At 61.5% G+C, this 26,411-nt stretch carries 24 protein-coding genes; 17 read left to right on the forward strand and 7 right to left on the reverse strand.

Features of this window, described 5'->3' with window-relative positions; translation table 11 throughout:
* Positions 1-263 precede the first annotated feature (263 nt).
* Positions 264-1,553, forward strand: a complete 1,290-nt coding sequence (cytX, locus tag Q1V60_RS06845; RefSeq protein WP_300628663.1) for a putative hydroxymethylpyrimidine transporter CytX — start codon at positions 264-266, stop codon at positions 1,551-1,553.
* Here the strand turns inward: cytX and Q1V60_RS06850 are convergent.
* Positions 1,522-2,268 carry an RsiV family protein gene (locus tag Q1V60_RS06850; RefSeq protein ID WP_300628665.1) on the reverse strand — a complete coding sequence of 249 codons (747 nt, stop codon included), beginning with the start codon at positions 2,266-2,268 and terminating at the stop codon, positions 1,522-1,524. The two genes, cytX and Q1V60_RS06850, sit on opposite strands and share 32 nt — an antisense overlap.
* Positions 2,269-2,463: 195 nt before the next feature.
* Between Q1V60_RS06850 and Q1V60_RS06855 the strand changes: the two genes are divergently transcribed.
* The 8 genes from Q1V60_RS06855 (at position 2,464) to Q1V60_RS06890 (ending at position 11,310) form a co-directional block, all read left to right on the forward strand.
* Positions 2,464-3,081 carry an NUDIX domain-containing protein gene (locus Q1V60_RS06855; RefSeq protein WP_300628667.1) on the forward strand — a complete coding sequence of 206 codons (618 nt, stop codon included), beginning with the start codon at positions 2,464-2,466 and terminating at the stop codon, positions 3,079-3,081.
* Complete coding sequence (locus Q1V60_RS06860) at positions 3,072-3,521, forward strand: DUF1249 domain-containing protein (protein ID WP_003209507.1); 450 nt, start codon at positions 3,072-3,074, stop codon at positions 3,519-3,521. Before Q1V60_RS06855 ends, Q1V60_RS06860 begins: the two co-directional genes overlap by 10 nt.
* 96 nt (positions 3,522-3,617) lie before the next feature.
* Positions 3,618-4,430 carry a 3',5'-cyclic-AMP phosphodiesterase gene (gene cpdA, locus Q1V60_RS06865; RefSeq protein WP_300628674.1) on the forward strand — a complete coding sequence of 271 codons (813 nt, stop codon included), beginning with the start codon at positions 3,618-3,620 and terminating at the stop codon, positions 4,428-4,430.
* A gap of 109 nt (positions 4,431-4,539) precedes the next feature.
* A complete protein-coding gene (locus Q1V60_RS06870; protein ID WP_300628676.1) occupies positions 4,540-5,148 on the forward strand; it encodes a YqiA/YcfP family alpha/beta fold hydrolase in 609 nt (202 codons plus the stop codon).
* 45 nt (positions 5,149-5,193) lie between these two features.
* Entirely contained in the window at positions 5,194-7,098 is a 1,905-nt protein-coding gene (parE, locus tag Q1V60_RS06875; protein WP_056860541.1) for a DNA topoisomerase IV subunit B, read from the forward strand.
* The gene (locus Q1V60_RS06880) at positions 7,098-8,093 is read left to right on the forward strand and encodes an esterase-like activity of phytase family protein (RefSeq protein ID WP_300628681.1); all 996 of its coding nucleotides are present in this window, start codon (positions 7,098-7,100) and stop codon (positions 8,091-8,093) included. The genes parE and Q1V60_RS06880 overlap by 1 nt, the downstream gene beginning before the upstream one ends.
* Before the next feature lie 71 nt (positions 8,094-8,164).
* Complete coding sequence (gene parC / locus Q1V60_RS06885; RefSeq protein WP_300628683.1) at positions 8,165-10,429, forward strand: DNA topoisomerase IV subunit A; 2,265 nt, start codon at positions 8,165-8,167, stop codon at positions 10,427-10,429.
* A 173-nt stretch (positions 10,430-10,602) separates the two neighbouring features.
* Positions 10,603-11,310 (forward strand): ABC-type transport auxiliary lipoprotein family protein, encoded by a 708-nt coding sequence (locus Q1V60_RS06890; protein WP_300628685.1) that lies wholly within the window; start codon positions 10,603-10,605, stop codon positions 11,308-11,310.
* Positions 11,311-11,516: 206 nt separating this feature from the next.
* Here the strand turns inward: Q1V60_RS06890 and Q1V60_RS06895 are convergent, their stop codons facing one another.
* Complete coding sequence (locus Q1V60_RS06895) at positions 11,517-13,055, reverse strand: AhpA/YtjB family protein (protein ID WP_300628688.1); 1,539 nt, start codon at positions 13,053-13,055, stop codon at positions 11,517-11,519.
* Positions 13,056-13,188: 133 nt separating this feature from the next.
* Between Q1V60_RS06895 and serB the strand changes: the two genes are divergently transcribed.
* On the forward strand, positions 13,189-14,403 hold the full coding sequence (serB, locus tag Q1V60_RS06900; RefSeq protein WP_057702577.1) for a phosphoserine phosphatase SerB: 1,215 nt from the start codon (positions 13,189-13,191) through the stop codon (positions 14,401-14,403).
* Between the two features lie 244 nt (positions 14,404-14,647).
* On the opposite strand, the gene asd is transcribed toward serB, so the two are convergent.
* From asd to Q1V60_RS06915, 3 genes are read right to left on the reverse strand one after another with little or no spacing between them, the layout of a single operon-like run.
* Positions 14,648-15,508, reverse strand: a complete 861-nt coding sequence (gene asd, locus Q1V60_RS06905; RefSeq protein WP_300628692.1) for an archaetidylserine decarboxylase — start codon at positions 15,506-15,508, stop codon at positions 14,648-14,650.
* Between the two features lie 16 nt (positions 15,509-15,524).
* On the reverse strand, positions 15,525-16,340 hold the full coding sequence (locus Q1V60_RS06910; protein ID WP_300628694.1) for a rhodanese-like domain-containing protein: 816 nt from the start codon (positions 16,338-16,340) through the stop codon (positions 15,525-15,527).
* Positions 16,341-16,397: 57 nt separating this feature from the next.
* Positions 16,398-17,933, reverse strand: coding sequence for an HDOD domain-containing protein (locus Q1V60_RS06915; protein ID WP_300628696.1), 1,536 nt, complete (start codon positions 17,931-17,933; stop codon positions 16,398-16,400).
* Between the two features lie 167 nt (positions 17,934-18,100).
* Between Q1V60_RS06915 and motA the strand changes: the two genes are divergently transcribed.
* Together motA and motB are read left to right on the forward strand one after the other, a co-directional pair.
* Positions 18,101-18,952 (forward strand): flagellar motor stator protein MotA, encoded by an 852-nt coding sequence (gene motA / locus Q1V60_RS06920; RefSeq protein WP_300628698.1) that lies wholly within the window; start codon positions 18,101-18,103, stop codon positions 18,950-18,952.
* Positions 18,953-18,955: 3 nt separating this feature from the next.
* Positions 18,956-19,972: a flagellar motor protein MotB gene (gene motB, locus Q1V60_RS06925; protein ID WP_300628701.1), complete on the forward strand. Its 1,017-nt coding sequence runs from the start codon at positions 18,956-18,958 to the stop codon at positions 19,970-19,972.
* Between the two features lie 171 nt (positions 19,973-20,143).
* On the opposite strand, the gene rsgA is transcribed toward motB, so the two are convergent.
* The gene (gene rsgA, locus Q1V60_RS06930; RefSeq protein ID WP_300628704.1) at positions 20,144-21,175 is read right to left on the reverse strand and encodes a small ribosomal subunit biogenesis GTPase RsgA; all 1,032 of its coding nucleotides are present in this window, start codon (positions 21,173-21,175) and stop codon (positions 20,144-20,146) included.
* 108 nt (positions 21,176-21,283) lie between these two features.
* Here rsgA and orn point away from each other — a divergent pair, with 108 nt between their 5' ends.
* Both orn and Q1V60_RS06940 read left to right on the forward strand, forming a co-directional pair.
* The gene (orn, locus tag Q1V60_RS06935) at positions 21,284-21,826 is read left to right on the forward strand and encodes an oligoribonuclease (RefSeq protein ID WP_003171343.1); all 543 of its coding nucleotides are present in this window, start codon (positions 21,284-21,286) and stop codon (positions 21,824-21,826) included.
* An 87-nt stretch (positions 21,827-21,913) separates the two neighbouring features.
* Entirely contained in the window at positions 21,914-22,531 is a 618-nt protein-coding gene (locus tag Q1V60_RS06940) for a trimeric intracellular cation channel family protein (RefSeq protein WP_300628736.1), read from the forward strand.
* Here Q1V60_RS06940 and queG read toward each other — a convergent pair.
* Positions 22,528-23,592: a tRNA epoxyqueuosine(34) reductase QueG gene (queG, locus tag Q1V60_RS06945; RefSeq protein WP_300628706.1), complete on the reverse strand. Its 1,065-nt coding sequence runs from the start codon at positions 23,590-23,592 to the stop codon at positions 22,528-22,530. The two genes, Q1V60_RS06940 and queG, sit on opposite strands and share 4 nt — an antisense overlap.
* A 63-nt stretch (positions 23,593-23,655) precedes the next feature.
* Here queG and Q1V60_RS06950 point away from each other — a divergent pair, with 63 nt between their 5' ends.
* From Q1V60_RS06950 to Q1V60_RS06960, 3 genes are read left to right on the forward strand one after another with little or no spacing between them, the layout of a single operon-like run.
* The gene (locus tag Q1V60_RS06950) at positions 23,656-24,516 is read left to right on the forward strand and encodes an NAD(P)H-hydrate dehydratase (protein ID WP_300628709.1); all 861 of its coding nucleotides are present in this window, start codon (positions 23,656-23,658) and stop codon (positions 24,514-24,516) included.
* Positions 24,504-24,974, forward strand: a complete 471-nt coding sequence (tsaE, locus tag Q1V60_RS06955; protein ID WP_300628711.1) for a tRNA (adenosine(37)-N6)-threonylcarbamoyltransferase complex ATPase subunit type 1 TsaE — start codon at positions 24,504-24,506, stop codon at positions 24,972-24,974. Before Q1V60_RS06950 ends, tsaE begins: the two co-directional genes overlap by 13 nt.
* A gap of 15 nt (positions 24,975-24,989) precedes the next feature.
* A complete protein-coding gene (locus Q1V60_RS06960) occupies positions 24,990-26,411 on the forward strand; it encodes an N-acetylmuramoyl-L-alanine amidase (protein WP_300628713.1) in 1,422 nt (473 codons plus the stop codon).

Below are 26,411 nucleotides of genomic sequence, written 5' to 3' on the forward strand. Positions count from 1 at the left end.
CGAGGGAGCTTGCTCCCGCTGGACTGCGTAGCAGTCCCATTTTTGGGGCCGCTTCGCGCCCCAACGGGAGCAAGCTCCCTCGCCACAGGTCGCAGGTTTTTCTGCTTTAGCGCTTAACTGACCGGCATTAGGGCAAGCCCGGCTCCCACAGGGGATCGGCTGTGAACACACGACCTGTGTGCAATTCAGTCAAGTGTGGGAGCCGGGCTTGCCCGCGATAGGGTTCTGAAGAACAACCCATACCTCCTCCAGAGATAACAGCCTTGAGCATTCAACCCAGTACTTATTCCCCTGACGTCGCGGTGCCTGCGGATAAACGAGTGTTTGGCGCCCGCGACCTTTTCTCCCTGTGGTTCTCCCTCGGCATCGGCCTGATGGTGTTGCAAACCGGCGCGCTGTTGGCGCCGGGCCTGGGCTTGTCCGGTTCATTGCTGGCCATCTTCCTCGGCACTCTGGTGGGCGTGTTATTGCTGGCAGCGGTCGGCGTGATCGGCAGCGACACCGGCCTGTCCGCCATGGCCGCGCTCAAGCTCAGCCTCGGTGCCAGGGGCGCCAGCCTGCCGGCGTTGTTGAACCTGCTGCAATTGATTGGCTGGGGCTCGTTCGAGATCATCGTGATGCGCGATGCCGCCAGTTTGCTGGGCGCAAGAGCCTTCAGTGAAGGCAGCCTGTTGGCCAGCCCCTTACTGTGGACAGTGTTTTTCGGTGGCCTTGCAACCTTGCTGGCGGTGAGCGGCCCGTTGACGTTCGTGCGGCAGATTCTGCGCAAATGGGGCATTTGGCTGCTGCTGGCGGCCTGTCTGTGGCTGACCTGGAACCTGTTCGCCAAGGCCGACCTCGCCGCACTCTGGGCCCAGGCCGGCGATGGCTCAATGCCGTTTGCGGTGGGCTTCGACATAGCCATCGCCATGCCGCTGTCGTGGCTACCGCTGATTGCCGATTACTCACGTTTCGGCAAGCGCGCGAAAAGCGTCTTCGGCGGTACTGCGCTGGGGTTCTTTATCGGTAACTTCTGGTTGATGAGCCTGGGCGTGGCTTACACCCTGGCATTTGCGCCAAGCGGTGAGGTGAATGCATTGCTGTTGGCTCTGGCCGGCGCCGGCCTGGGCATTCCGCTGTTGCTGATTCTGTTGGACGAGTCGGAAAACGCTTTTGCCGATATTCACTCGGCGGCGGTGTCGAGCGCGACTCTGCTGCGCTTGAAAGTCGAGCACCTGGCGTTGGCCATTGGTGTGATCTGCACCTTGATCGCCTGCTTTGCGCCCTTGGCGCAATACCAGAACTTCCTGTTGCTGATCGGCTCAGTGTTTGCGCCACTGTTCGGCGTGGTCCTGGTGGATCACTTCATCCTGCGCCGTCGGCGCCAGGGCGCGGTGACTCTGCTGCATTGGCCGGCGCTGGTGGCGTGGCTGGGCGGCATCAGCGCCTACCATGTGTTGGCGCACCTGTATCCGGATGTCGGCGCAACCCTGCCGGCATTGCTGCTGGCAGGGCTGCTGCAGTTCATCCTGGCGCGGGCTTTCAGCGGCGTGCGGGCATCAACTCAGGCTTGATCACACCGGTAAGGCGCGCATAGGGGATGGTGATTTCGATCAACCCCTGTGCGTAGGGGGCGATGGTGGTGACGTTGTACTTGAGTACCACGCCGCCACTGGTCAAGGCCACGTTCGGGGTTTTCTGGAACGGCCAGTTCTTCACGAACTCCGGGTCGCGATCCATCTTGGTGTTGATCAACCAACTGTTATGAGCAACTTTTGCCGTATTCCAGAAGGCCTGCTCCTGTCCGGGCAGCAGCATGTCGGCCAGGCTCAGTTCTTTATGCAGCACACGTGAATAGTTGATGAACCCGCGGCCAGGTTCACCCTGGGCCGCACCGGTGTCCAGGTAGCTGGCGAATTCAATGATCACCAGTCCGTCACGCTGCTCACGGACCTTGGCCTGCAAATACATGCTGTGGCGGTCTGGGGATTCACGCAGGAATTTGTCTCGGTAGGCATTCAGTGTCGCGGGCACGCTCGCGCCGGGCGCGGTGCGGGTCATCTGCAGCAAGCGCTGCTCCACCAGGCTGTCGAGTTGCGGGTCGTCGGGGAAATGCAAGGTATCGATGTTCACCAGCGGGCAATCCGGGCTGCCGCAGCCGGGCTTGATGTGCTCGGATTTTTCGGGGGTGACGTCCAGTGGCTTGAGCTGGCCGGGCTGGAACAGGCTCTGACAGGCACCCAGAGTCAAGGCGATACAAGCCATGGAGGCGATTTTTAAAAGCGACATGTGTGTCCTTCGTAAATCGGTGGAAAGCGAAAAAGAGTAGCGCTTGGACTGCCAACAAGGCCGCCAGTTCGCCACTAGACTGATTAGACTGAGTTTGACGCCCGCCGTCTGTCCCGGCAACCGGAAAGGGGCTGCGCCAACCCGCATGGCCGCGTTAGGATGGCGCCCACTGCACGGCTTATGACGAGGAAGAATATGACGGATTTTACGAAGTCGACGCCGAATAAAATCGAAATTGTTCAGCGCGACCATGCCTACAAAGGCTTCTACCAGCTCGATCGGGTGCAGTTGCGCCACGAGAAGTTCGACGGCGGCATGAGCCGCGTAATCAATCGTGAAGTCTTCGTGCGTCATGATGCGGTCTGCGTGCTGCCCTACGACCCGCAACGCGATGAAGTGGTGCTGATCGAGCAGTTCCGCGTCGGCGCCATGGGCCGTACCGACAACCCGTGGCTGGTGGAAATGGTCGCCGGCCTGATTGACAAGGACGAGCAGCCGGAGGAGGTTGCGCACCGCGAAGCCGAGGAGGAAGCTGGGCTGACGTTCTCCGCGCTGTGGCCGATCACCAAGTATTTCCCATCGCCTGGCGGCAGTACCGAATTTGTCCACTTGTACCTGGGCCGTTGCGACAGCTCACAGGCCGGGGGTATCCATGGATTGGAGGAAGAAGCAGAAGATATCCGCGTCACCACCTGGGCATTCGAAGATGCCTTGCAGGCGGTACGCGACGGCAGGATTTCCAACGCAGCCAGCATCATCGCCCTGCAATGGCTTGCGCTTAATCGCGCGGAAGTGAGGGGGTTATGGCAGTAAAGGCACGGGAACGTTACCGAGTTGACCTCATCGGGCTGCAGGCTGCGTGCGAGGCCAACTATGCGCGGCTGATGCGCCTGCTTCCCGACATGCGTCACACCCCCGAGGCGCGGCGCATTGCCGTGACCCACGGCGACCAGATGCTCGGCGTGCTGACCCTGGAAGTCATCGTCAATTGCCCCTACACCACCACCCTGCGCGTGCGCCAGGAACACAGTCTGCCCTGGCTGCCGGTGCCACAGCTGGAAGTGCAGGTGTACCACGATGCCCGCATGGCCGAGGTGATCAGCGCCGAGCATGCGCGACGCTTTCGCAGCATCTATCCTTACCCGAATGTGTTCATGCACCAGCCTGATGAGAAAGCACAGCTCAATGTGTTCCTGGGTGAATGGTTGAGCCACTGCCTGGCCTTGGGCCATGAGTTCGAAGTCGTGCGGTAGATGTGAACTGCGCCCATTTCTTGGGTTTCCTCTTTGTGTCCCGCCCCGGCATAATCGTCCCAACTATCTATTCCTGTGATTGCTAGGGAGAGCGCCTTGCCGAGCGTATCCGCCTTGAACCCTGACGCTGCGCTGTTGGTGCAACTGTCCGACAGCCATCTGTTTGCCGAGGCCGACGGCGCGCTGCTGGGCATGAATACCCGCGAAAGCCTGCAGCGGGTGATCGACTTGGTGCGCGAACAGCAGCCGCATATCGATCTGATGCTGGCCACGGGAGATTTGTCCCAGGACGGCACGTTGGCGTCATACCAGCAATTTCGCGACATGACCGCGCCCATAGGCGCCCCCGCGCGCTGGCTTCCCGGCAACCACGATGAGCCGCAGATCATGGCCCACGCTGCCGTGCATAGCGACCTGCTGGAGCCGGTGGTCGATATCGGCAACTGGCGCGTCACCCTGCTGGACTCCGCCGTACCTGGCTCCGTGCCCGGCTACCTGCAAGACCAGCAGCTGCAATTACTCGCCCAGGCCTTGAGCGAAGCGCCAAATCGGCATCATCTGGTGTGCTTGCATCATCACCCGGTGTCGTTCGGCTGCGCCTGGATGGAGCCTATCGGCCTGCGCAATCCCGATGCGCTGTTCGCCGTGCTTGACCGCTTTCCCCAAGTGAAGGCGGTGCTGTGGGGCCACGTGCACCAGGAAATCGACTGCGAGCGCGAGGGCGTGCGCCTGATGGCGTCGCCTTCCACCTGCATTCAGTTCGCGCCCGGCAGTGAGGATTTCCAGGTCAGTGAGCAGGCGCCGGGCTATCGCTGGCTGCGCTTGCATGCCGACGGGCGGTTGGAGACAGGGGTGGAGCGGATCAAAGACTTCGCCTTCGCCGTCGACTACACCAGCAATGGCTATTAAAACCTGTAGACGCTGACCAAAATGGGTTTCTCTGTGTCCTTTGGGTTGAGGTCATCACACACCGCTCCGATCCCTGTAAACTGCGCTCTCTTTGCACGGAGAGCCCGGTATGTCCGCTTCGATCCTCTATATCCACGGTTTCAACAGTGCGCCGGTCTCCACCAAGGCCAGCCATTTGATTACCGTAATGGACAACCTTGGCCTGTCCGATCGGTTGCGTGTCCCGGCGCTGCATCACCACCCGCGTCAGGCCATTCCTCAATTGGAGGAGGCCATCGCCGAACTCGGCAGGCCGCTGCTGGTCGGCAGCTCACTCGGCGGCTACTATGCAACCCACCTTGCCGAACGCCATGGCCTCAAGGCGTTGCTGGTCAACCCGGCGGTCAGTCCTCATCGAATGTTTGACGGTTACCTGGGTACCCAGAAGAACCTCTACACCGACGAAACCTGGGAATTGACCCACGACCACGTCACGGCGTTGGCCGAGCTGGAAGTACCCGCCCCTCAAGACGCCGCGCGTTATCAGGTGTGGTTGCAGACCGGGGATGAAACCCTGGATTATCGCCTGGCCCAGCAGTATTACCGGGCCTGTGCCTTGCGCATCCAGGCCGGTGGCGAACATGGTTACCAGGGGTTCGGCCGGCAATTGCCGGCACTGCTCTGCTTTGCCGGCATTGGCGCTGATCAGTATCAATCCTTCGATTTTTCGTCACTGTAAAAATCGCAGGTCACTTTTTAATCGAACGACTCACGACGAGACCCCATGGCCACTCCCAGCGCTAGCTCTTATAACGCCGACGCCATCGAAGTCCTCTCGGGCCTCGACCCGGTGCGCAAACGCCCCGGCATGTACACCGACACCAGTCGGCCGAACCACCTTGCCCAGGAAGTCATCGACAACAGCGTCGACGAAGCCTTGGCTGGGCACGCCAAGTCGGTGCAGGTCATCCTCCACGCCGACCACTCTCTGGAAGTGTCCGACGATGGCCGTGGCATGCCGGTGGACATCCACCCTGAAGAGGGTGTGTCGGGCGTCGAGCTGATCCTTACCAAGCTGCACGCCGGCGGCAAGTTCTCCAACAAGAACTACCAGTTCTCCGGCGGTTTGCACGGCGTGGGTATTTCCGTGGTCAACGCCCTGTCGACCCTGGTGCGGGTCAAGGTCAAGCGCGACGGCAACGAATACCAGATGACCTTCGCCGATGGCTACAAAGCCACCGACCTCGAAGTGATCGGCAGCGTCGGCAAGCGCAACACCGGCACCAGCGTGTACTTCGCGCCGGACCCGAAATACTTCGATTCGCCGAAATTCTCCATCAGCCGCCTCAAGCATGTGCTCAAGGCCAAGGCCGTGCTATGCCCGGGCCTGCTGGTGAGCTTTGAAGACAAAGGCACCGGCGAGAAGGTCGAGTGGCACTACGAAGACGGCCTGCGCTCCTACCTGGAAGATTCCGTCAGCGACTTCGAACGCCTGCCCAACGAGCCGTTCTGCGGCAGCCTGGCCGGTAACAAGGAAGCCGTCGACTGGGCACTGTTGTGGTTGCCCGAAGGCGGCGACAGCGTGCAGGAAAGCTACGTCAACCTTATCCCCACCGCCCAGGGCGGCACCCACGTCAATGGTTTGCGCCAGGGCTTGCTGGATGCCATGCGCGAGTTCTGCGAATACCGCAGCCTGCTGCCGCGCGGCGTGAAGCTGGCGCCGGAAGACGTGTGGGAGCGCATCGCGTTCGTGCTGTCGATGAAAATGCAGGAGCCGCAATTCTCTGGCCAGACCAAGGAGCGCCTGTCGTCCCGCGAGGCGGCGGCGTTTGTCTCCGGTGTGGTCAAGGATGCGTTCAGCCTGTGGCTCAACGAGCATCCGGAATTGGGCCTGGCCCTTGCCGAGTTGGCGATCAACAACGCCGGTCGCCGCCTCAAGGCCAGCAAAAAGGTCGAGCGCAAGCGCATTACCCAAGGCCCGGCATTGCCCGGCAAGCTGGCCGACTGCGCCGGGCAGGACCCGATGCGGTCCGAACTGTTCCTGGTGGAAGGTGACTCCGCCGGCGGTTCCGCCAAGCAAGCGCGGGACAAGGAATTCCAGGCGATCCTGCCGTTACGCGGCAAGATCCTCAACACTTGGGAAGTCGATGGCAGCGAAGTGCTGGCCAGCCAGGAAGTGCACAACATCGCCGTGGCCATCGGTGTCGATCCGGGCGCGGCGGACATGAGCCAGCTGCGCTACGGCAAGATCTGCATCCTCGCCGACGCCGACTCCGACGGCCTGCACATCGCCACCCTGCTGTGCGCGCTGTTCGTCCAGCACTTCCGCCCGTTGGTCGATGCCGGTCATGTCTACGTCGCCATGCCGCCGCTGTACCGCATCGACCTGGGCAAGGAGATTTTCTACGCCCTGGACGAAGCCGAGCGCGATGGCATCCTCGACCGCCTGGTGGCCGAGAAGAAACGCGGCAAGCCACAGGTCACGCGATTCAAGGGCTTGGGTGAAATGAACCCGCCGCAACTGCGCGAAACCACCATGGACCCGAACACCCGGCGCCTGGTGCAGTTGACCCTGGAAGACTTCGCCGGCACCTCGGAAATGATGGACATGTTGCTGGCGAAGAAGCGTGCACCGGATCGCAAAGCCTGGCTGGAATCCAAAGGTAACCTGGCCGAGGTTCTGGGCTGATGCGCACAGGCGTCGCCCTGGCGACCCTGATGTTGTGCGGGTTAGCGGCCACCGAGGTGGTTGCCGCGCCCGTGGCTGAGCTCAAGCTGGTGTCCGAGCATCCGGTGGACGGCATGCGCGGCGGGAACCTGTCGGGGCTGGCGCTGTGCGGCAATGAGCTGTGGACCGTATCGGACCGCGATGATGAGCAGATTTATCGTCTGGACACCCGCGAGCCGACCTGGAACGCCGACGTGCTGAAGATCGACGTACCCCCCGTGCCCGAATCCGGCCTGCCGTGGGGGTTGCGCTCGCGCACCAAGGCGGCTTCGTTCATTCGCGGTGGAGACCTGGATTTCGAAGGCATCAGCTGTGATGCCGCAGGCAACCGTTACATCGTCAGCGAAGCCCATGCGGCGGTGTTGCAGGTACCGGTAGCCGGCGCACCCGAGTGGTTGAAAATCGCCCCCGGCATGGTGCGCGAAGCGCGGGCCAGTGGCATGTTGCTGCACTTCAATGCGTTGTTCGAGGGCCTGACGGTGAGCCCGGAAGGCAATCAGATCTGGCTGGCCGCCGAACGTGAGCGCCGTGGTTTGGTCTCGATCAAACGCGGGCAAAGCGTGTGGGATTGCGACGGGCCTTGCGTGTTGTTGAGCGAGGCCGGGCTGGAAGTGCAACCGTCGCAGTTCACCAACGCCAAGGCCGTTTCCAAGGATTTTGCCGACCTGACGCTGTTCAACGGCAAGCTGTTTACCCTGGAACGCAATGCGTTCCAGATCTGTCGGCGCGATGCGGTGACGGCCAAGGTTGAGCTGTGCTGGTCGTTCGCCGACGAAACACTGGCGCCCGGACGGCGTTACGCCCAGCCCTATGGCTTGGCCGAAGCCCTGGTAGTGGACGCCGACGGCGCCTGGATCGGCATCGACAATAATTTCGGCGCGCGCGCCGATGGTGAAAAGCGCCCGGTGGTCTACCGTTTCGCCGCCCCGGCCGATGGCTGGAGTGCCCAGCCATGAACCGACATTCTTTTTAAATTGAATCAGCGCAGCGGCAGTTCCGCTACGCCTTACCCCATGATGAGGCCCGCATGAGTGACATCCTCGCAGACAGCTTAGATGGCGTAGAACGCCGATCGCTGGCTGACTTCACCGAAAATGCCTACCTCAACTACTCCATGTACGTGATCATGGACCGTGCCTTGCCGCATATCGGCGACGGCCTGAAGCCGGTGCAGCGGCGCATTATCTATGCCATGAGTGAGTTGGGCCTGGACGCCGATTCCAAGCACAAGAAGTCGGCGCGTACCGTCGGTGACGTGCTCGGCAAGTTCCACCCCCACGGCGATTCGGCGTGCTATGAAGCCATGGTGCTGATGGCCCAGCCGTTCAGCTACCGCTACACCCTGGTCGATGGCCAAGGTAACTGGGGTGCGCCGGATGATCCCAAGTCCTTCGCCGCCATGCGTTACACCGAGGCGCGCCTGTCGCGTTACTCGGAAGTACTGCTCAGCGAGCTTGGCCAGGGCACTGCGAACTGGGGGCCGAACTTCGACGGCACCCTCGACGAACCCCTGGTGTTGCCGGCCCGTTTGCCGAATATCCTGCTTAATGGCACCACCGGCATCGCGGTCGGCATGGCCACCGACGTGCCGCCACACAACCTGCGTGAAGTCGCCGCGGCTTGCGTTCGTTTGTTGGATGAGCCAAAAGCCACGGTCGAGCAGCTTTGCGAACACATCCAGGGCCCGGATTACCCGACCGAAGCGGAAATCATCACGCCGCGCGCCGACCTGCTGAAGATGTACGAAACCGGCAAGGGCTCGGTGCGCATGCGCGCGGTGTATCACGTCGAAGACGGCGACATTATTGTTACCGCGTTGCCGCATCAGGTGTCCGGCGCCAAGGTGCTGGAGCAGATCGCCGCGTTGATGCAGGCCAAACCGTCGAAATTACCCCAGGTCGCCGACTTGCGCGACGAGTCCGACCATGAGAACCCCTGCCGCATCGTGATCATCCCGACCAATAGCCGGGTGGATCATGAGGTGCTGATGCAACATCTATTTGCCAGCACCGACCTTGAGTCCAGCTACCGGGTCAACGTCAATATCATCGGCCTGGACGGCAAGCCACAGCTCAAGAACCTGCGCAACTTGCTGGTGGAGTGGCTGGAGTTCCGCGTGCAGACCGTGCGCCGTCGCCTGCAATTCCGTCTCGACAAGGTCGAACGCCGCCTGCACCTGTTGGACGGCTTGTTGATTGCCTACCTCAACCTGGATGAAGTGATCCATATCATCCGCACCGCCGAGCACCCGAAGGCCGAGTTGATCGCGCGCTTCGAGCTGAGCGAAATCCAGGCCGACTACATCCTCGACACCCGCTTGCGCCAGTTGGCACGCCTGGAAGAAATGAAGCTGCGCGACGAGCAGGACGCGCTGCTCAAGGAGCAAGCCAAGCTGCAAGCGTTGCTGGGCAGCGAAGCCAAACTCAAGAAGCTGGTGCGCACCGAACTGATCAAAGACGCCGAAACCTACGGCGACGACCGCCGCTCGCCGATCGTCGAGCGTGCTGAAGCGAAAGCTCTGACAGAAACCGAGCTGTTGCCTAACGAGAAAATTACCGTCGTTCTGTCGGAAAAGGGTTGGGTTCGTTCCGCCAAAGGGCATGATATCGATGCCACCGGCCTTTCGTACAAAGCCGGTGATGGCTTCAAGACCGCAGCGGCTGGGCGCTCCAACCAATTTGCGGTGTTTATCGATTCGACGGGGCGCAGTTATTCGGTGCCGGCCCACACGCTGCCATCCGCACGAGGGCAGGGCGAGCCGCTGACCGGGCGCCTCACGCCGCCACCGGGGGCGAATTTCGAATGCGTGCTGCTGCCGGACGATGATTCGCTGTATGTCATCGCCTCCGACGCCGGTTACGGGTTCGTGGTCAAGGGTGAAGACCTGCAGGCCAAGAACAAGGCGGGCAAGGCGTTGTTGAGCCTGCCGAACAATGCCAAGGTGATTCTGCCGCGACCGGTGGAGGACCGGGAACATAACTGGTTGGCCTCGGTGACCACCGAGGGGCGTTTGCTGGTGTTCAAGATCAGCGACCTGCCGCAGCTGGGCAAGGGCAAGGGCAACAAGATCATCGGTATCCCGGGAGAGCGGGTGGCCAGTCGCGAAGAGTACGTGACCGACATCGCCGTTATCCCCGAAGGCGCTACGCTGGTGCTTCAAGCCGGCAAGCGCACGCTGTCGCTGCGCCCTGACGACCTTGAACACTACAAGGGCGAGCGCGGTCGGCGCGGTAACAAACTGCCTAGAGGCTTCCAGAGAGTGGATGCTTTGTTGGTAGAAACGCCTGCTTAAGGCGTACTAGAGACCTCGATCTACGATTTAACGCGTAGATCGACGCTTTGGCGCTGGAGTCATGACGCATATTCACGGATGATATGGCCTTTCCAGCGCCGGCGTAGCTGAGCGTGTTTAGGTTATTTTTAGTATTACATTGTGGTTCGCCTTGTGGCAGCCACCTGGATGGGATGATGACTGCTCCACGCCTTCCTCTATTTTTTATGCTCGCTGGCCTTTTAGGGCTGGCGGGTTGCAGCACACACCAACCAGTGTCGCTGTATCAGCTGGACAGCGGAAGTCCGGCTCAGCCGGCACAAACCGCCGGCATGGCTGTTCTGCTGGGTCCGGTAATCGTTGCTGATTACCTGCAACGCGAAACCCTGCTGCAACGTCAGAACGACGGAAGCCTGCAAGGTTCCACTGATGGTCGTTGGGCGGGGAGCCTTTCCTCGGACATCAATCAATTGATGTTGCGGCAGGTGGCCGGCCAGCTGGACAGCCAGCGCGTGGTACTGGCGCCAGGCCCCTCCGGGTTCACCCCGGATGTGCAGGTGCTGCTGACCATCACCCGGCTTGACTCCGGCAAGTCGCAACCGGCGATCCTGGATGCGCAATGGCGTTTGATCGACCGTCGCGGGCAAGTACGGGACAACCGTATCGTGCACCTGCAGGAAGAGCATGCCGGCACCACGGCGTCCCAGGTTCAGGCCCAGGGCGTATTGTTGCAGCACTTGGCGCAGCAGTTGTCGGTGGCGCTCAAGCCGCTTGCCAACCAGCCGCCGATTGCCGAGGCCCCGCGCAAGCAGCCGGCGCAGGCTAAGCCGGCAGCCCCGGAAAAGCCGAAGATGCCGATGGCGACACCGATTCGTACGGATTTGGAAGTGTTCAGGTTTTGATCTGAGCCGCGCACAAACAAAAGGCCCGCTGATTCAGCGGGCCTTTTTGTTTGTGCGCGATTTGAGCCATGTAGAAGATCAACTGTGGGAGCGGGCTTGCTCGCGAATGCAGTCGCCCAGCTAATGAATCTGCCAATGATCCACCGCCTTCGCGAGCAAGCCCGCTCCCGCACACGCCCACCTCACAGTGGGTTCAGCGGTGTTCTTCAACTCTTGTTGCGGGTCTCATGCATCCGCGCCAGTTGCCGCTCCAGCATCGACGGATAAGGCTCCATCAAGCGTTCCACACAGCTGGCGCCTTCAGGGCTGGCAATTGGGCGGATGCGTGCGCGTTGGCGGATCAGCGTGTCTTCACTGATCTTGCGCTCCACCAGCAGCAGGTTGCGGCTGTGTTGCGACAAGGCCAGGGCATCCTGGGCGACCTCGTTCAGCAGCAGGTCGATTTGGCTGATGCCGAACAGGTCATCGCCCACCGTCAAACCCAACTGCAAGTGCAAAGTAATACCGCTGTCGGCCACTTCGATCTGCAAGGCATGGCCCAGGGCGCGCAGCAGCTCACCGCAGCAGATCGCGTTGGTCAGGTAGTCTTCGCCGCTGTCTTCGCTGTGGAACAGCATCAATGTGCTGCCGTCATTAAGGGTGTGCAGTTCGCTCTGGTAGAGCGAGGCGGCCTGGTCGAGGCAGTCGCGGTAGCGTTCCAGTAGTTCCGTCAAACGGGTGCGGGGCAGGCGGCGCAGTTGGTCCTGAGCACCCAGTTGCACGGCGAGTACGGCGCTGTACTGGGGCTCGGTGCTCTTGGACGCAAGCGCTTTCGGCGCTACGACGGGAGCGGCCTCTGCGGTATCGCGCAGGTCGGCGAACGGATCTTCGTCGTCCAACTCGTCTTCTTCGGCCTTGATCACATGTCGCGGCGCAGGTTTCAAGCCCGCCACTGGAGTGCTTTCGTCGAAGCCTGGGTCACGCAGGTCGCGTACTTCAAACTCAGACTCGTCGTCGTCGCTGTAGTCGGCGTCGTCGTACTCGGGCTCGGGTTCAACCTCAGGCACGCTCGGCTCCGGGGCGAAGCTGGCATGCAGCTGGCGCGCGAGGTCGCCGATTTCGTCCTGGCGGTCGGTGGCCGGGGTATGTTCGTCGATATCGCGCAGCCAGATGCGCAGTTGCATCAAGGGCGTGGAGATATGTCGACCCAGGCGCAGGCTCAAGGCCAGGGCGAGGGCCAGCAGGATCGCGCTCAAGATGCCCATGCTTTGCAGGCTGATGGTCATTGGCTGCTGGAATTGCTGCATGTCCAGGCTGATGCGCAATTGGCCGGCTTTCACATCCTGAAACGTGATATTGCTCTGGTACAGGCCCTCGGCTTCGCCCAGCAGGCCGTTTTTCGGGCGCTGCCCGGCTTCGGCCATGATCCGGTTGTCCACGCTATAGATAGCGGCGTGGGCCACCAGCGGGTTCTTGGTCAGGTTGTTGAGCAGCACGTTGAGGCTGAGGATGTCGTTGGACACCAGCAGCTCAGTCGCCGAGGTGGCGGTCTGGGTGGTCAGGCTCTCGCCCAAGGCGTCGGCTTGCTCGTGCATGGCCTGCTTGAACTGCAAACCCATCACGCAGGCGTAGATCACCAGGGCCAGAGCGACCAGGATCACGTTATGGCTGGCGATGCGTAATGCAATCGGTACACGGCGATGGCGCAGTGCCCGGAAGATCAGCAGGAAGAAGTTATCGGTTTTTACTGGCGTGGGCCGGTTCACTTGCGCTCGGCTCTTGGTCCGTGAAGTTGACGCGCAGTATAGCGACAGGCCCATGACCGGCAAAGCGCTGGCTGTGCCCGATGGTCACTGAAAGTGGGTAGAATGCGGTTTTTTTCCAGCCTGGGGGTGCGCTTTGCGCGAAATTGTCCTGATCAACATCACCGGAGAAGACCGCCCGGGTCTCACCGCTGCCATTACCGGCGTTCTGGCCCAGGGTGGTGTGAACATTCTCGACATCGGCCAGGCGGTGATTCACGACACCCTGTCGTTCGGCATCCTGGTGGAAATCCCCAGCACCGAGCAGGCCTCGTCGGTACTCAAAGACATCCTGTTTACCGCCTACAAGCTGGACCAGCAGGTGCGCTTCACGCCAGTGTCCGAGGCCGATTACCAGCATTGGGTCGAAGGCCAGGGCAAAAAACGCCATATCGTGACGTTGCTTACCCGCAAAGTGACGGCCGAGCAGTTGCAACGCGTCAGCTCGATCACGGCGCACTACGGTTTGAATATCGACCATATCGACCGCCTGTCGGGGCGTATGCCGCTGGACACGCCGGCGGACAAAGGCAAGGGCTGCATCGAGTTCTCCGTGCGCGGTGAGCCGGCCGATGCGCAAGCGCTGCGCGCCGAATTCTTGAGCGTGGCCCAGGAGCTGAATGTCGATATCGCCTTTCAGGAAGATTCGCTGTTCCGGCGCAACCGTCGCCTGGCGGTGTTCGACATGGACTCGACCCTGATCGAAGCCGAAGTCATCGATGAGCTGGCCAAGGCGGCGGGTGTGGGCGAGCAGGTCAGCGAAATTACCGAGCGGGCGATGGCGGGCGAGCTGGATTTTCGCGCCAGCTTCAAGGAACGCCTGGCACTGCTCAAAGGCCTGGATGTGAGCGTGCTGGATTCAATCGGCGCCTCCCTGCGCCTGACCGAAGGCGCCGAAACGCTGTTCGCCGAACTCAAACGCCTGGGCTACAAGACGGCCATTCTGTCCGGCGGCTTCACCTACTTTGCCAAACAACTGCAGGCCAAGCTGGGCATTGACTATGTGTTCGCCAACGAGCTGGAAGTAGTGGACGGCAAAGTGACCGGCGTGGCGGTGGAGCCGATTGTCGATGCGCAACGCAAGGCGGACCTGCTCAAGGAGCTGGCGCACAAGGAAGGCTTGCGCCTGGAGCAGACCATTGCGGTGGGCGATGGTGCGAACGACTTGCCGATGCTGGCGATTGCGGGGTTGGGTGTGGCGTTTCGCGCCAAGCCATTGGTCAAGCAATCGGCCAAGCAGGCGATTTCGACCTTGGGGCTCGATGGGGTGCTGTATCTGCTGGGCTTGCGTGACCGCGACGGGCAGCTGTAACCCGTAATCATTGAAACGATACGGTCAATGTGGGAGCGGGCAAGCCCTAATGCCAGTCAGTTAAGCGCTAGAGCAGGCAACCGTCGGCCTGTGGCGAGGGAGCTTGCTCCCGCTGGGCCGCGAAGCGACCCCAGAAAATGGGACGGCTGCGCAGTCCAGCGGGAGCAAGCTCCCTCGCCACAGGGACCGGTTCTGTCTTAATTGACTGGCATTAGGGCAAGCCCCCTCCCACATTGGTTCAGCGTCAGGCTTTAGGTAAAGCGATACCCTGGCCCATCTGCACCGGCGTGCCCGCCGCCAACGCTTCTGCCCACTTCACCTGATCCGGGCCGAACAGCACGATAGCGGTCGAACCCAATTTGAAGCGACCCAGCTCCGCACCTTTCTCCAGGTGAATCGGCGCACGCGCGGCTTCGTCGTAGCGGAAGGTTTTCAGCTCGCGCTTGGGCGGCGTTACCAACCCGGCCCACACCGTTTCAATCGACGCCACAATCATCGCGCCGACCAATACCACAGCCATCGGGCCGCGTTCGGTGTCGAACAGGCAGACAACCCGCTCGTTACGCGCAAACAGTTCCGGTACGTTTTCGGCGGTCGTCTGGTTCACCGAGAAAATTCGCCCCGGCACATACACCATCTCGCGCAAGGTACCGGCCAGTGGCATATGCACCCGGTGATAGTCCTTGGGCGACAAGTAGATAGTGGCGAAGTCGCCGCCCATGAACGGTGCCGCCAGCGCGGCGTCGCCGCCCAGCAATTCCAGCACGCTGAAACTGTGGCCCTTGGCCTGGAACACTCGGCCATGCTCGATCGGCCCGAGCTGGCTGACGGCACCATCGGCCGGGCTCAGTACGGCGCCGGGGGTTTGATCCAGTGGGCGCGCACCGTCTTTCAGCGCACGGGTGAAGAACGCGTTGAAGTGCTCGTAGGCGGTCACGTCTTCAACCAGTGCCTGGGACATGTCCACCTGGTAGCGCTTGGCGAACCAGCGAGTGAAGGCGTTCTTGAACCAGCGCACGCGGCACTCGGCAATGCAGCCGGCCAGGCGCGACAGCAGGTGGTGCGGCAGCAAGTACTGACTGAGGATAAACAACTGCTTTTTCATTAAGTGTCCTTAACCTTTAAATCTCAACGGGGGTGTCGGGGTGGTTGCCCCATTCGCCCCAGGAACCGGCATAACCTTTGACTCGCGGGTAACCGAGCGCCTTGGCCACCAGGTAGGTGAAGCCAGAGCGGTGGTGGGTCTGGCAGTGGGTGATGATTTCTTTATCGCGGGTCAGCCCGAGGTCTTCGAGGATTTGCGGCATGTCGCGGCGGATGCGCAGGCTACGTGCCTTGTCCATGCCGGCGGTCCATTCGAAGTTCACCGCGCCGGGAATGTGCCCGGCTTTGGCCGCGAGCACTTTTTCGCCGGAATACTCCAGCGGGCCGCGGGCATCCCAGATACCCAGGTCGGCCGCACCGAGCCGGCTTTGCAGGTATTCGCGGGTGGCGGTGGGGCCGTCGTGCAGCGTCAGGCTGACCTGACCGCCGGCTGGCGCGGGTACCTCGGTGGAAACCGGGTGTTTGTCTTCCAGCCACGCCAGCAGGCCGCCGTCGAGGTAGTGGTACTTCTGGTGGCCGATGACATCGAGTAACCAGATAAAGCGCCCGGCCCAACCGCCGCCTTCGTCGTCATAGACCACATAAGTGGCGTCGGGAGTGTGGCCCAGCTCGCCGAACAGCTTTTCCAGGTCGGCCTTGTGCGGCAGCAGGCCCGGCGCGGGCGGCTGGCCCAATTGGGTGCGCTTGGGGTCAACGAAATGCGCGCCGGGGACATGCCCTTCGGCGTAGCGGGCGGCACTGGTGAGGTCTACCAGAATCAGGTGTTCGGCATCGAGGCGACCCAGCAGGTCGTTGGATTCGATCACCAGCGGCAAGCCAGAGAAGTCAGGCATGTGAGGTCTCCTGGGCACAAATGTTGGCGATAAAGGAGGGCGATTGTAGCGCAAGCATCAGGCGCCGCGGTTGGTAAAGCTATGCAGGGCTTTTTCGATGCATTGGGCGGTTTTGCCGAACGCCTGCACGGTGGTTTCCGAGAACGGCCCGCCATCCTGGTCCGCCACCATCAGCATCACTACGCGGCCATTGCAGCTCATCGAGCGCAACAACAGGTGTTCGCCGGTAAACAGGCGGCGCAGGGTCGGTGGCAGCAGGGCGAAGAACTGCGCATGGTTGTCGGGGCCGAGACGCACCTGGGAGGACTTCTCCAGCAGGCGTTGCAGCAATGTACTGTTGACCACATCCAGGCTGAGGTTGGCAGCGTCCTTCGGCAAGCCGTCGGCCTGATGCACACGCAAGGTGCTGGAGGCGCGATCGGCCATAAACAGCAAGACGCGCTGCATGCCGCTGGCCACCAAGGCTTCCTTGGCGCAAGTAGTCAGGTGCATCGCATTGGCAAAGCGACTCGGTTCGACCAACAGCTCCGTGCAACGGTTGCGCCATACCGCCAGTGCTTCGGCCGTGGGCGGCGGCGCGGGTAACAAGCCACGATGGACTTTTTGCGCGTCCCACGGCCAGATCAGCGACAAGGCCGGGTGCCATAGGTCCGCCATCAAGGTGCTGCGGGCGCTGGTTACTGCCTGCTGATGAACCTGCTGCTGCACGTCCGCCAGTGGTTCTTGCAGATACAGCGCAGTGAGGTATTGCCAGCGCTCGGTGTGCGTGCAGGTCCAGGACTCTTGCGCCGACATCGCCAGGCCGTTGGCCAACAGTACGGTGTTGGCCGGCTGATTCAGCCAGCGCCGAAGGTTGGGTTCGGCATCCAGCAACTGCTGGTGACGCAGAGGGTCGTCTTCTCGCGCGATACGCAATGCCTTGACCAGCAGGCGCTGCTCGCCCAGTAACAGGTTGTAGCCCTGGGACACCCACATCGGCAGGTGCCAGGCCGCCGTCATGCCAAGGCACAGGTCCAGCAGGCGCACGCCGAACAATTGCTGCTCGACCTGGCGCGCCGGCTCGCCTTTATGGATCACCCGCAGCTCCCACTCCTCCAGAAGCTTGGGGTAGGCGATGGCCATCGGCCACAGCGGTGACAGAAACAGCAGGCTGCCCCAGTGAATGTCCTGCCACAAGCGCGCCAGGCGGCTGCCGAACAAACCGTTTGCCTGCTGCGAGGCGTGCTGGCTGACCAGCAGCAGTTGGCGCAGCGCTACAGGAATTTCATGGGCCGGCACCGAGGGCAGGCGCACCAGCAATTCCTCGGCGCGTTTGAGGCCGAGGCGGTTAAGCGCCACTTCGAGGTTTTCCGCCGGTTCCGCCAGGCTGCCATGCGTGTGGCTGTTGGCCTCGCGCATCACGCTGAGCACCAGGGCCGGGCTGTCCTGCATCAACTCGGCAATGTCTCTTAATGAGCTGCGACTGTCGCGAATGGCTTTGCACACGCGTTCGTGGCTGGCCTGGGGAACAGGCAGCAGCACATCGTCCAGGCGCTTGATCCAGGCGGCGAGGGTGGCGGGTTTTGCAGTTGGGACTGTCGTTTCATTAGCCATGGTTGGGGCGCGATCATCATATGTGTTCAACACACCCGGAACGGGCTGGATTGGCTTTTCGCCTTAACGGGCTATAGTCTGGCGCAGTTTTGCCGATAAGTAGAACAAGAGTTTTTCAGCGGCACCCACTATGTCCATGAACCCGACGGCGCAAGTACAGATCCCCTATGGCTAAAATTATCGGCATCATTGTCGTCTTCGCAAGTGTGCTCGGTGGGTACGTCCTGTCCCACGGTAAAATTGCCGCGCTGATTCAGCCTTTTGAGGTGTTGATCATCGGCGGTGCCGCATTTGGCGCTTTTTTGCAGGCCAATCCCGGCTACATGACCATGCATGTGATCAAGAAGTCGCTGGCCATGTTCGGCTCGCGCTTCTCCCACACGTTCTATCTGGAAGTGCTGGGGCTGGTCTATGAGATCCTCAACAAGAGCCGTCGTGAAGGCATGATGGCGATTGAAGGGGATATCGAAGACGCCGCCGCCAGCCCGATCTTCGCCAAGTACCCGGCCGTGCTCAAAGACGAGCGCATGACCGCGTATATCTGCGATTACCTGCGCATCATGTCCTCCGGCAACATGGCGCCCCATGAACTCGAAGGCTTGTTCGACATGGAACTGTTCAGCCTCAAGGAAGAGCTGGAACATCCCTCCCACGCCGTGACCGGCATCGCCGACGGCATGCCCGGTTTCGGTATTGTCGCGGCGGTATTGGGTATCGTGGTGACCATGGCTTCGCTGGGCGAGGGTGATCAGGCGGCCATCGGCATGCACGTGGGTGCGGCACTGGTCGGTACCTTCTTCGGTATTCTCGCGGCGTACGGCTTCTTCGGCCCGCTTGCGACCTCCCTGGCTCACGACGCCAAGGAAGAAATCAACCTCTACGAAGCGATCAAGGCGTCCCTGGTGGCCTCGGCGTCCGGCATGCCGCCGTCGCTGGCAGTGGAGTTCGGACGCAAAGTGCTGTACCCGAAACATCGCCCAAGTTTCGCCGAGCTGGAACAAGCGGTTCGCGGTCGCTAAGCCATGGAAAACAACCAGCCGATCATCATCAAGCGCGTCAAGCGCTTCGCAGCGGGGCACCATGGCGGCGCCTGGAAAATCGCCTTCGCCGACTTCGCCACGGCGATGATGGCGTTCTTCCTGGTGCTGTGGCTGATGTCCACCGCCACCCCTGAACAGAAGATCGCCATTGCGGGTTACTTCAAGGACCCGATTGGTTTTTCCGAAAGTGGTACGCCCTTCGTGATCGACCTGGGTGGCTCGCCGCAGTTGGCGCCGGAGCGCACCATCAACCCGGAAGTGCAGACCGAATCGCCCCAGGAAATTATCCCGATCGAGCGCGATAAGGTCGAGACCATGGCCGAACAGGTCGAGAAAGAGCGCCTGGAACTGTTGTTGCAAGAGCTGCAGAACAAGGTTGAGGAAAACCCGCAACTGCTGAAGTTCAAGGATCAGATCTCCTTCGAGATCACCCCCGAAGGCTTGCGTATCCAGATCACCGATGCGGCCAACCGGCCGATGTTCGATTCCGGCAGCGCGCGTTTGAAGCCGTACTTCGAAGACATCCTGCTGGCCATGGCCGACACCATCAAAGCGGTGCCGAACAAGATCAGCATCAGCGGCCACACCGATGCCAAGCCCTATGCGGGGCAGGGCGACTTCGGCAACTGGGAGCTTTCGGCCAACCGCGCCAACGCCGCCCGACGCGCGTTGGTGGCCGGCAGTTATCCTGACCCGCAAGTGGCGCGGGTGGTAGGTTTTGCTTCATCGCAGCTGTTTGATGCTAAAGACCCGTTCAACCCGATCAACCGTCGGATCGATATCGTCGTGCTGACCAAAAAGGCCCAGCGTGCGATTGAGGGCGATCAGCCGCCACCGGCGCCTGCGCAGGGTGAGGGCGCCCCCGGTGAAGTGCCGGCGGACCCGAATGCGCTTCCGCCAGGGCAAGAGCCGCTACCGGCCCATGAGCTGCGCCAAAAGCTGAACCTGTTTGATGACGGGGGAGTGAAGGACCCGACGGCGCCTGCGCCGGGGTCGTAAGCTCTAAATACAACAAGGCCGCGATTATCGCGGCCTTGTTGTATCTGCCCGTCTCGTTGTAGGAGCGAGCCTGCTCGCGAAAAACGTCAACGAAAACGCCTGTATCCAGAACGCCCGCGTTGCTCTTGGGGCCTTCGCGAGCAAGCCCGCTCCTACAGAGGTGGAGGCAGCTTAGTAACTGCTCTCAGGCAAACTCGCAATAATCGACCGATAGCTGTTCATTCGCTGTTGCTGCACACGCCCATCCTCCAACGCCTTGAGCAATGCACAACCCGGCTCGCGGTCGTGTTTGCAGTCGCGGAAGCGGCAGGTGCCGATCAGGTCGTTGAACTCGATAAAGCCGGCTTCCACGTCGCTGCGGCTGACATGACCGAGGCCGAATTCGCGAATGCCTGGGGAGTCGATCAGCTCACCGCCACCGGGGAAGTGGAACAACCGCGCGGTGGTGGTGGTGTGCGTGCCTTGGCCGGACAGTTCCGACAGCGGGCCGACGCGGGTTTCGACTTCCGGCAACAAGCTGTTGACCAGCGACGACTTGCCCACGCCGGATTGGCCGACGAACACGCTGATGCGCCCGTCCAGCTGCTGTTGCAGCTGTTCCATGCCGTTGCCGTGATGAGCCGAAACTTCCAGCACGGGATAACCCAGGGTGCGGTAGACCGCCAGCAATGCGTTGAGCGCCGGAGCGTTCTGCTCGTCGATCAAGTCGAATTTGTTCAGCAGCAGCAGCGGGCGAATACCGGCATGTTCGGCGGCTACCAGGTAGCGGTCGATCAGGTTGGCGTGGGGCTCGGGCAGCGGTGCGAACACAATTACGATCATGTCGACGTTGGCCGCCACCGGCTTGAGCTGGCCGCGGCTGTCGGGGCGGCGCAGTTCGGTGCTGCGTGGCAACTGGGCGACGATCACGCCGATGCCCTGGTTACCAGCGCGCCATACCACCTTGTCGCCAGTCACCAGCGCAGGCAGGTTGGCGCGCAAATGGCAGCGGAAAACCTGGCCGGTGAGGTCGCCTTCCAGCGCCTCGACTTCGACCTGCACGCCGAAGTGCGCGATCACCAGGCCCGTTTGTTCGGGCCCCAGGTCGCCGCCCTCAAGCGCTTCCACGGCGGAGGATTCACGTTTGGCGGCGCGCGCTGCGCGTTCACCTTGAATCTTTTCGATGCGCCAGTTTTGGCGACGATTGAGCTGGCGTTTGGCCATTGGTGTTCCGTGTCGATAATGCAAAAGTTGGGTAAAACGGTCGCGAGTCTAGCACGGCCCGGCCTGCTAAACTGCGCAGCTACGCCAAGGTGCCAAGAGAATCAAGCCATGCAAAACCCACAGAACCTGATTTGGATCGATCTGGAAATGACCGGTCTGAACCCTGACACCGACGTCATCATTGAGATGGCCACGATTGTCACCGACAGCAACCTCAACACCTTGGCCGAAGGTCCGGTGATCGCCATCCATCACAGCGACGCAGTGCTCGCCACCATGGATGAATGGAATACCCGCACCCACGGCAATTCAGGCCTGACCCAGCGTGTTCGCGACAGCCGCATCAGCATGGCCGAAGCCGAAGCCGAAACCATCGCGTTCCTGGAAAAGTGGGTGCCCAAGGGCAAGTCGCCGATCTGCGGCAACAGTATCTGCCAGGACCGGCGCTTCCTTTATACGCATATGAAGGGGCTGGAGAGCTACTTCCACTATCGCAACCTGGACGTGTCCACCTTGAAAGAACTGGCTGCGCGTTGGGCGCCGGAAGTCAAGGACAGCTTCCATAAAGGCAGCACGCACCTGGCCCTGGATGATATTCGCGAGTCCATCGCCGAGTTGCAGCATTACCGCAAACATTTCATCAAGGCTTGAAATCGGGCGACTCGGTCTTTCGCCAAGCGCCCCCTTTTGGTGCCATCAGCAAATGATTAGACTGCCGGCCTCCCTGCAAGGATCGCCATCATGCTGCTGATGCTCTACCTCATCGCCATTACCGCCGAGGCCATGACCGGCGCCTTGTCCGCCGGTCGGCGCGGCATGGACTGGTTTGGCGTGGTGCTGATCGCCTGCGTGACGGCGCTGGGTGGCGGGTCGGTGCGCGATATGTTGCTGGGGCATTACCCGCTGACCTGGGTCAAGCACCCTGAGTACCTGGTGCTGACCTCGGTTGCCGCGCTGGTGACTATCTTTATCGCACCGCTGATGCGCCGCCTGCGCTCGCTGTTTCTGGCGCTGGACGCTTTGGGCCTGGTGGCCTTCACCTTGATCGGCTGTATGACCGCCCTGGAAATGGGGCATGGCATGCTGGTCGCGTCGGTCAGCGGCGTGATCACTGGTGTGTTCGGCGGCATCCTGCGGGATATCTTCTGCAACGACATCCCGCTGATCTTCCGCCGTGAGCTGTACGCCAGCGTGTCATTCCTGGCCGCATGGTTCTATCTGCTGTGCCTCTATCTGGAACTGCCCAGCGAACAGGCGATTCTGCTGACGCTATTCAGCGGCTTTCTATTGCGCCTGCTGGCGATCCGTTTTCACTGGGAAATGCCCAAGTTCGTCTATAACGACGATGTGCACTAGCGGGCCGCGTGCTGGTTCAGTGCCCATTCCACATGCTCGCGTACCAGTTCCGACGGATAGTCCCGCCGCGCCTTCAAGGCTTCCAGCACCGGAATGCTTGAGGGGGCATTACCCAGTCCCACCGCCAGGTTGCGCAGCCAGCGCTCGTATCCGGCACGGCGCAGGGGCGAGCCTTCGGTACTGCTGAGAAATTTATCCTCATCCCACATAAACAGTTCGGCAAGTTCTGCGTTATCCAGATTGTGCCGTGGCTTGAAATCGCTTTCGGCGGTGGGCCGGGCGAAACGATTCCACGGGCAAACGATCTGACAATCATCGCAGCCAAATACCCGGTTGCCGATCAGCGGGCGCAGGTCCTCGGGAATTGCACTCTTGAGCTCGATGGTCAGGTAGGAAATGCAGCGCCGGGCGTCCAGCACGTATGGGCCGATGAATGCGTTAGTGGGGCAGATGTCCAGGCACGCCGTGCAGCGGCCGCAGTGTTCGGTGGCGTGGGGCGGGTCTACGGGCAGCGGTAAATCGACAAACAGTTCGCTCAAGAAGAAATAACTGCCGGCCTTGCGGTTGAGTACCAAGGTGTTTTTGCCGATCCAGCCGAGGCCGGCCTGTTCGGCGATGGCTTTTTCCAGGACCGGCGCGCTGTCGACGAAAGCACGAAAGCCGAACGGCCCGATCTGTGCCTGGATACGGTTGGCCAGTTGCTGCACACGCTTGCGGATCAACTTGTGATAGTCACGGCCCAGGGCGTAACGCGAGATGTAAGCTTTTTCCGGCTCGGCCAGTAGTTGCGCCATATGAGTATCGCCGGGCAGGTAATCCATGCGCAGCGACACCACGCGCAAGGTGCCCGGTACCAGCTCGTCAGGGTGTGAACGCTTGCTGCCATGGGCGCCCATGTAGTCCATCTCGCCGTGATAGCCCGCGTCGAGCCAGCGTTGCAGGTGCTGTTCATGCTCGGCCAGGTCCAGGCCGCTGATGCCGACTTGCTGGAAGCCCAGCTCGCGGCCCCAGTCTTTGATCGATTGGGCGAGGGCGGGCAGATCGGAGGTAATAGCGGGCATGAGACACGGGAAACCACAGGTTAGATGCGTATAATTCTGCCAGACATCGGAGCTTGAAGACGCATGCCTCAGACAAAACACGAAATAACCGACGTTCAGTCACTGTTGCCAGGCTACTTGCCGCAACTGGCTGCGCGTTCGCCGGAGGCCCATAAAGGCCAGTTTGGTCATCTGTTGGTGATCGGCGGCGATCGCGGCTTTGGCGGCGCAGCGTTGCTGAGCGCCGAAAGTGCCTTGCGCAGTGGCGCGGGTATGGTGTCGCTGGCGACACGAGTTGAACATGTTCCCGCCGCGCTGGCTCGTTTGCCCGAAGTGATGACCGTGGGTGTGAGTTCGGCCAACCAATTGATGGGCTTGCTGGAAAAAATCTCGGTCATTGTCATTGGCCCCGGCCTGGGAGATGCCGCTTGGGGCAGAAGCCTGCTGTCGGTCGCCGCCAACGCCAGACAGCCGCAGGTGTGGGACGCCGATGCCTTGAATCAGCTGGCCACCGGCGGCGTCAGCCTGCCGAGCGATAGCGTGATCACGCCCCATCCGGGCGAAGCCGCGCGCTTGTTGGGGATTTCGACAGCCGAGGTTCAGGCCGATCGCCTTAAGGTGGCGCGCGCGTTGAGCCAGACCTTCAATGCAGTGGCTATCCTCAAGGGTGCCGGCAGTTTGATCGCGAGCCCGGACGGGCGTGTTTCACGTTGCGATCAAGGCCATCCGGCGATGGCGACGGCGGGGTTGGGCGACGTATTGGCCGGGCTGGTGGGCGCGCTGTTGGCCCAGGGCATGCCCGCCTATGAAGCGAGCTGCCTGGCTGTGTGGTTGCACGCCACGGCGGGGGATCGCCAGGGCACTTTTGGTCGCGGTCTGGCTGCCAGCGACCTCATACCTGCCATTCGTCAATTGCTGGAGGAGCAGTCGCCGTGTCTGAAGTAAGTGTTTTCCTGGCCGATGAAGACGCGATGGTCGCATTCGGTCACTCTATTGCGCGGATCACGGGCGGGGCGGGGCTGATCTTTCTTGAAGGTGACCTGGGCGCGGGCAAGACCACGCTCTCCCGGGGAGTTATTCGCGGTTTGGGCCATGCCGGTGCGGTAAAAAGCCCGACGTTCACCTTGGTCGAACCCTACGAGATCGGTGACGTGCGTGCCTTCCACTTCGACCTTTATCGCCTGGTCGACCCTGAAGAACTGGAGTTCATGGGCATCCGTGATTACTTCGACGAAGATGCGTTGTGCCTGATCGAGTGGCCAAATAAAGGCACAGGCTTTTTGCCAAAGCCGGACCTGACCATTACCATTACGCCGCATGACCACGGACGTCAGCTGAAGTTGTTGCCCCAGAGCCCGCGCGGTCAAGCGTGGCGTGATGCTCTGGCACTGGAATTCAAATAATTGGTGGGGTTAGGTATGCGCTTTCGCGCGTTGGTTGCTGTCGTGGGGGTGTTGCTTGCGGCAATGACTGTCAATGCTCTGGCTGCTTCACAGGTGAAGAGTGTTCGCCTGTGGCGAGCGCCGGATAACACGCGACTGGTGTTTGACCTGTCGGGCCCGGTCCAGCACAGCGTCTTTACCCTCACGGCGCCTGATCGCCTGGTGATCGACATCAACGGTGCGAGCCTGGCTGCGCCGCTGCAGGTCTCCACCGCCAACACACCCATTACCGCCATGCGCTCGGCCCAGCGTACGCCGACCGATCTGCGCGTGGTCATCGACCTTAAGAAGGCCGTGACCCCTAAAAGCTTCTCCCTGGCGCCCAACGCCCAATACGGCAACCGCCTGGTGGTCGACTTGTTCGACAACCCCGCCGATGCCGCGCCGCCGCCCGTGCCGACACCCAGCGTGGCGACGGTGCCGGCGGTGCCGGTCAACCCATCGCAGCCGCAGGTCAAGCTGCCACCGCCGCCGCCCGCGCCGGCAGGCAAGCGCGACATTATCGTGGTGATCGACGCTGGCCACGGCGGCGAAGACCCGGGCGCGTCCGGTTCGCGCGGCCAGCATGAAAAAGACGTGGTACTGGCCATCGCCCGCGAACTGCAGCGCCAGGTCAACGGCATGAAAGGTTATCGCGCCGAACTGACCCGTACCGGCGACTACTTCATCCCGCTGCGCGGGCGTACCGAAATCGCCCGTAAGAAGGGTGCTGACCTGTTCGTATCGATCCACGCCGACGCCGCCCCTTCCAGCGCCGCCTTCGGTGCGTCGGTGTTTGCCCTGTCGGATCGTGGCGCCACGTCCGAGACCGCCCGTTGGCTGGCCGACAGCGAAAACCGTTCCGACTTGATCGGCGGGGCCGGCAACGTGTCCCTCGATGACAAAGACAAAATGCTCGCCGGCGTACTGCTCGACTTGTCGATGACCGCCTCGCTGACGTCCAGCCTGAACGTCGGCCAGAAAGTCCTGAGTAACATCGGCCGGGTCACCTCGCTGCACAAACAGCGCGTGGAGCAAGCCGGTTTCATGGTGTTGAAGTCGCCGGATATCCCGTCGATCCTGGTCGAGACCGGGTTCATTTCCAATGCCAACGAGGCATCGAAGCTGGCCAGTGCCAGCCATCAGCAAGCGTTGGCGCGTTCGATCAGTGCCGGCGTGCGCCAGTTCTTCCAACAGAACCCGCCGCCGGGCACTTACATCGCCTGGTTGCGCGACTCCGGCAAGATTGCCCAGGGCCCGCGTGATCACCGCGTGCAACCCGGTGACACCGTCGCCATGCTGGCCGTGCGTTTCCAGGTCACGCCCGCAGCGTTGCGCAGCGCCAACAGCCTGAAAACCGATGAGTTGAGAATTGGCCAGGTGTTGACCATCCCAGGCACCGAATTGGCGGCGCAGTAA

This window comes from Pseudomonas sp., from assembly GCF_030147005.1.
In the GTDB taxonomy this organism is placed as follows: Bacteria; Pseudomonadota; Gammaproteobacteria; order Pseudomonadales; family Pseudomonadaceae; genus Aquipseudomonas.

Bases quoted from the DNA above. Each gene is read 5' to 3' on its own strand.
- queG (WP_300628706.1), bottom strand. From the start codon at position 23,592: ATGCCCGCTATTACCTCCGATCTGCCCGCCCTCGCCCAATCGATCAAA.
- Q1V60_RS06860 (WP_003209507.1), top strand. From the start codon at position 3,072: ATGGCAGTAAAGGCACGGGAACGTTACCGAGTTGACCTCATCGGGCTG.
- Q1V60_RS06870 (WP_300628676.1), top strand. From the start codon at position 4,540: ATGTCCGCTTCGATCCTCTATATCCACGGTTTCAACAGTGCGCCGGTC.
- Q1V60_RS06915 (WP_300628696.1), bottom strand. From the start codon at position 17,933: ATGGCTAATGAAACGACAGTCCCAACTGCAAAACCCGCCACCCTCGCC.
- Q1V60_RS06960 (WP_300628713.1), top strand. From the start codon at position 24,990: ATGCGCTTTCGCGCGTTGGTTGCTGTCGTGGGGGTGTTGCTTGCGGCA.
- asd (WP_300628692.1), bottom strand. From the start codon at position 15,508: ATGAAAAAGCAGTTGTTTATCCTCAGTCAGTACTTGCTGCCGCACCAC.
- orn (WP_003171343.1), top strand. From the start codon at position 21,284: ATGCAAAACCCACAGAACCTGATTTGGATCGATCTGGAAATGACCGGT.
- Q1V60_RS06855 (WP_300628667.1), top strand. From the start codon at position 2,464: ATGACGGATTTTACGAAGTCGACGCCGAATAAAATCGAAATTGTTCAG.
- Q1V60_RS06880 (WP_300628681.1), top strand. From the start codon at position 7,098: ATGCGCACAGGCGTCGCCCTGGCGACCCTGATGTTGTGCGGGTTAGCG.
- Q1V60_RS06950 (WP_300628709.1), top strand. From the start codon at position 23,656: ATGCCTCAGACAAAACACGAAATAACCGACGTTCAGTCACTGTTGCCA.
- Q1V60_RS06890 (WP_300628685.1), top strand. From the start codon at position 10,603: ATGATGACTGCTCCACGCCTTCCTCTATTTTTTATGCTCGCTGGCCTT.
- Q1V60_RS06850 (WP_300628665.1), bottom strand. From the start codon at position 2,268: ATGTCGCTTTTAAAAATCGCCTCCATGGCTTGTATCGCCTTGACTCTG.
- motB (WP_300628701.1), top strand. From the start codon at position 18,956: ATGGAAAACAACCAGCCGATCATCATCAAGCGCGTCAAGCGCTTCGCA.
- motA (WP_300628698.1), top strand. From the start codon at position 18,101: ATGGCTAAAATTATCGGCATCATTGTCGTCTTCGCAAGTGTGCTCGGT.
- Q1V60_RS06910 (WP_300628694.1), bottom strand. From the start codon at position 16,340: ATGCCTGACTTCTCTGGCTTGCCGCTGGTGATCGAATCCAACGACCTG.
- rsgA (WP_300628704.1), bottom strand. From the start codon at position 21,175: ATGGCCAAACGCCAGCTCAATCGTCGCCAAAACTGGCGCATCGAAAAG.
- parC (WP_300628683.1), top strand. From the start codon at position 8,165: ATGAGTGACATCCTCGCAGACAGCTTAGATGGCGTAGAACGCCGATCG.
- parE (WP_056860541.1), top strand. From the start codon at position 5,194: ATGGCCACTCCCAGCGCTAGCTCTTATAACGCCGACGCCATCGAAGTC.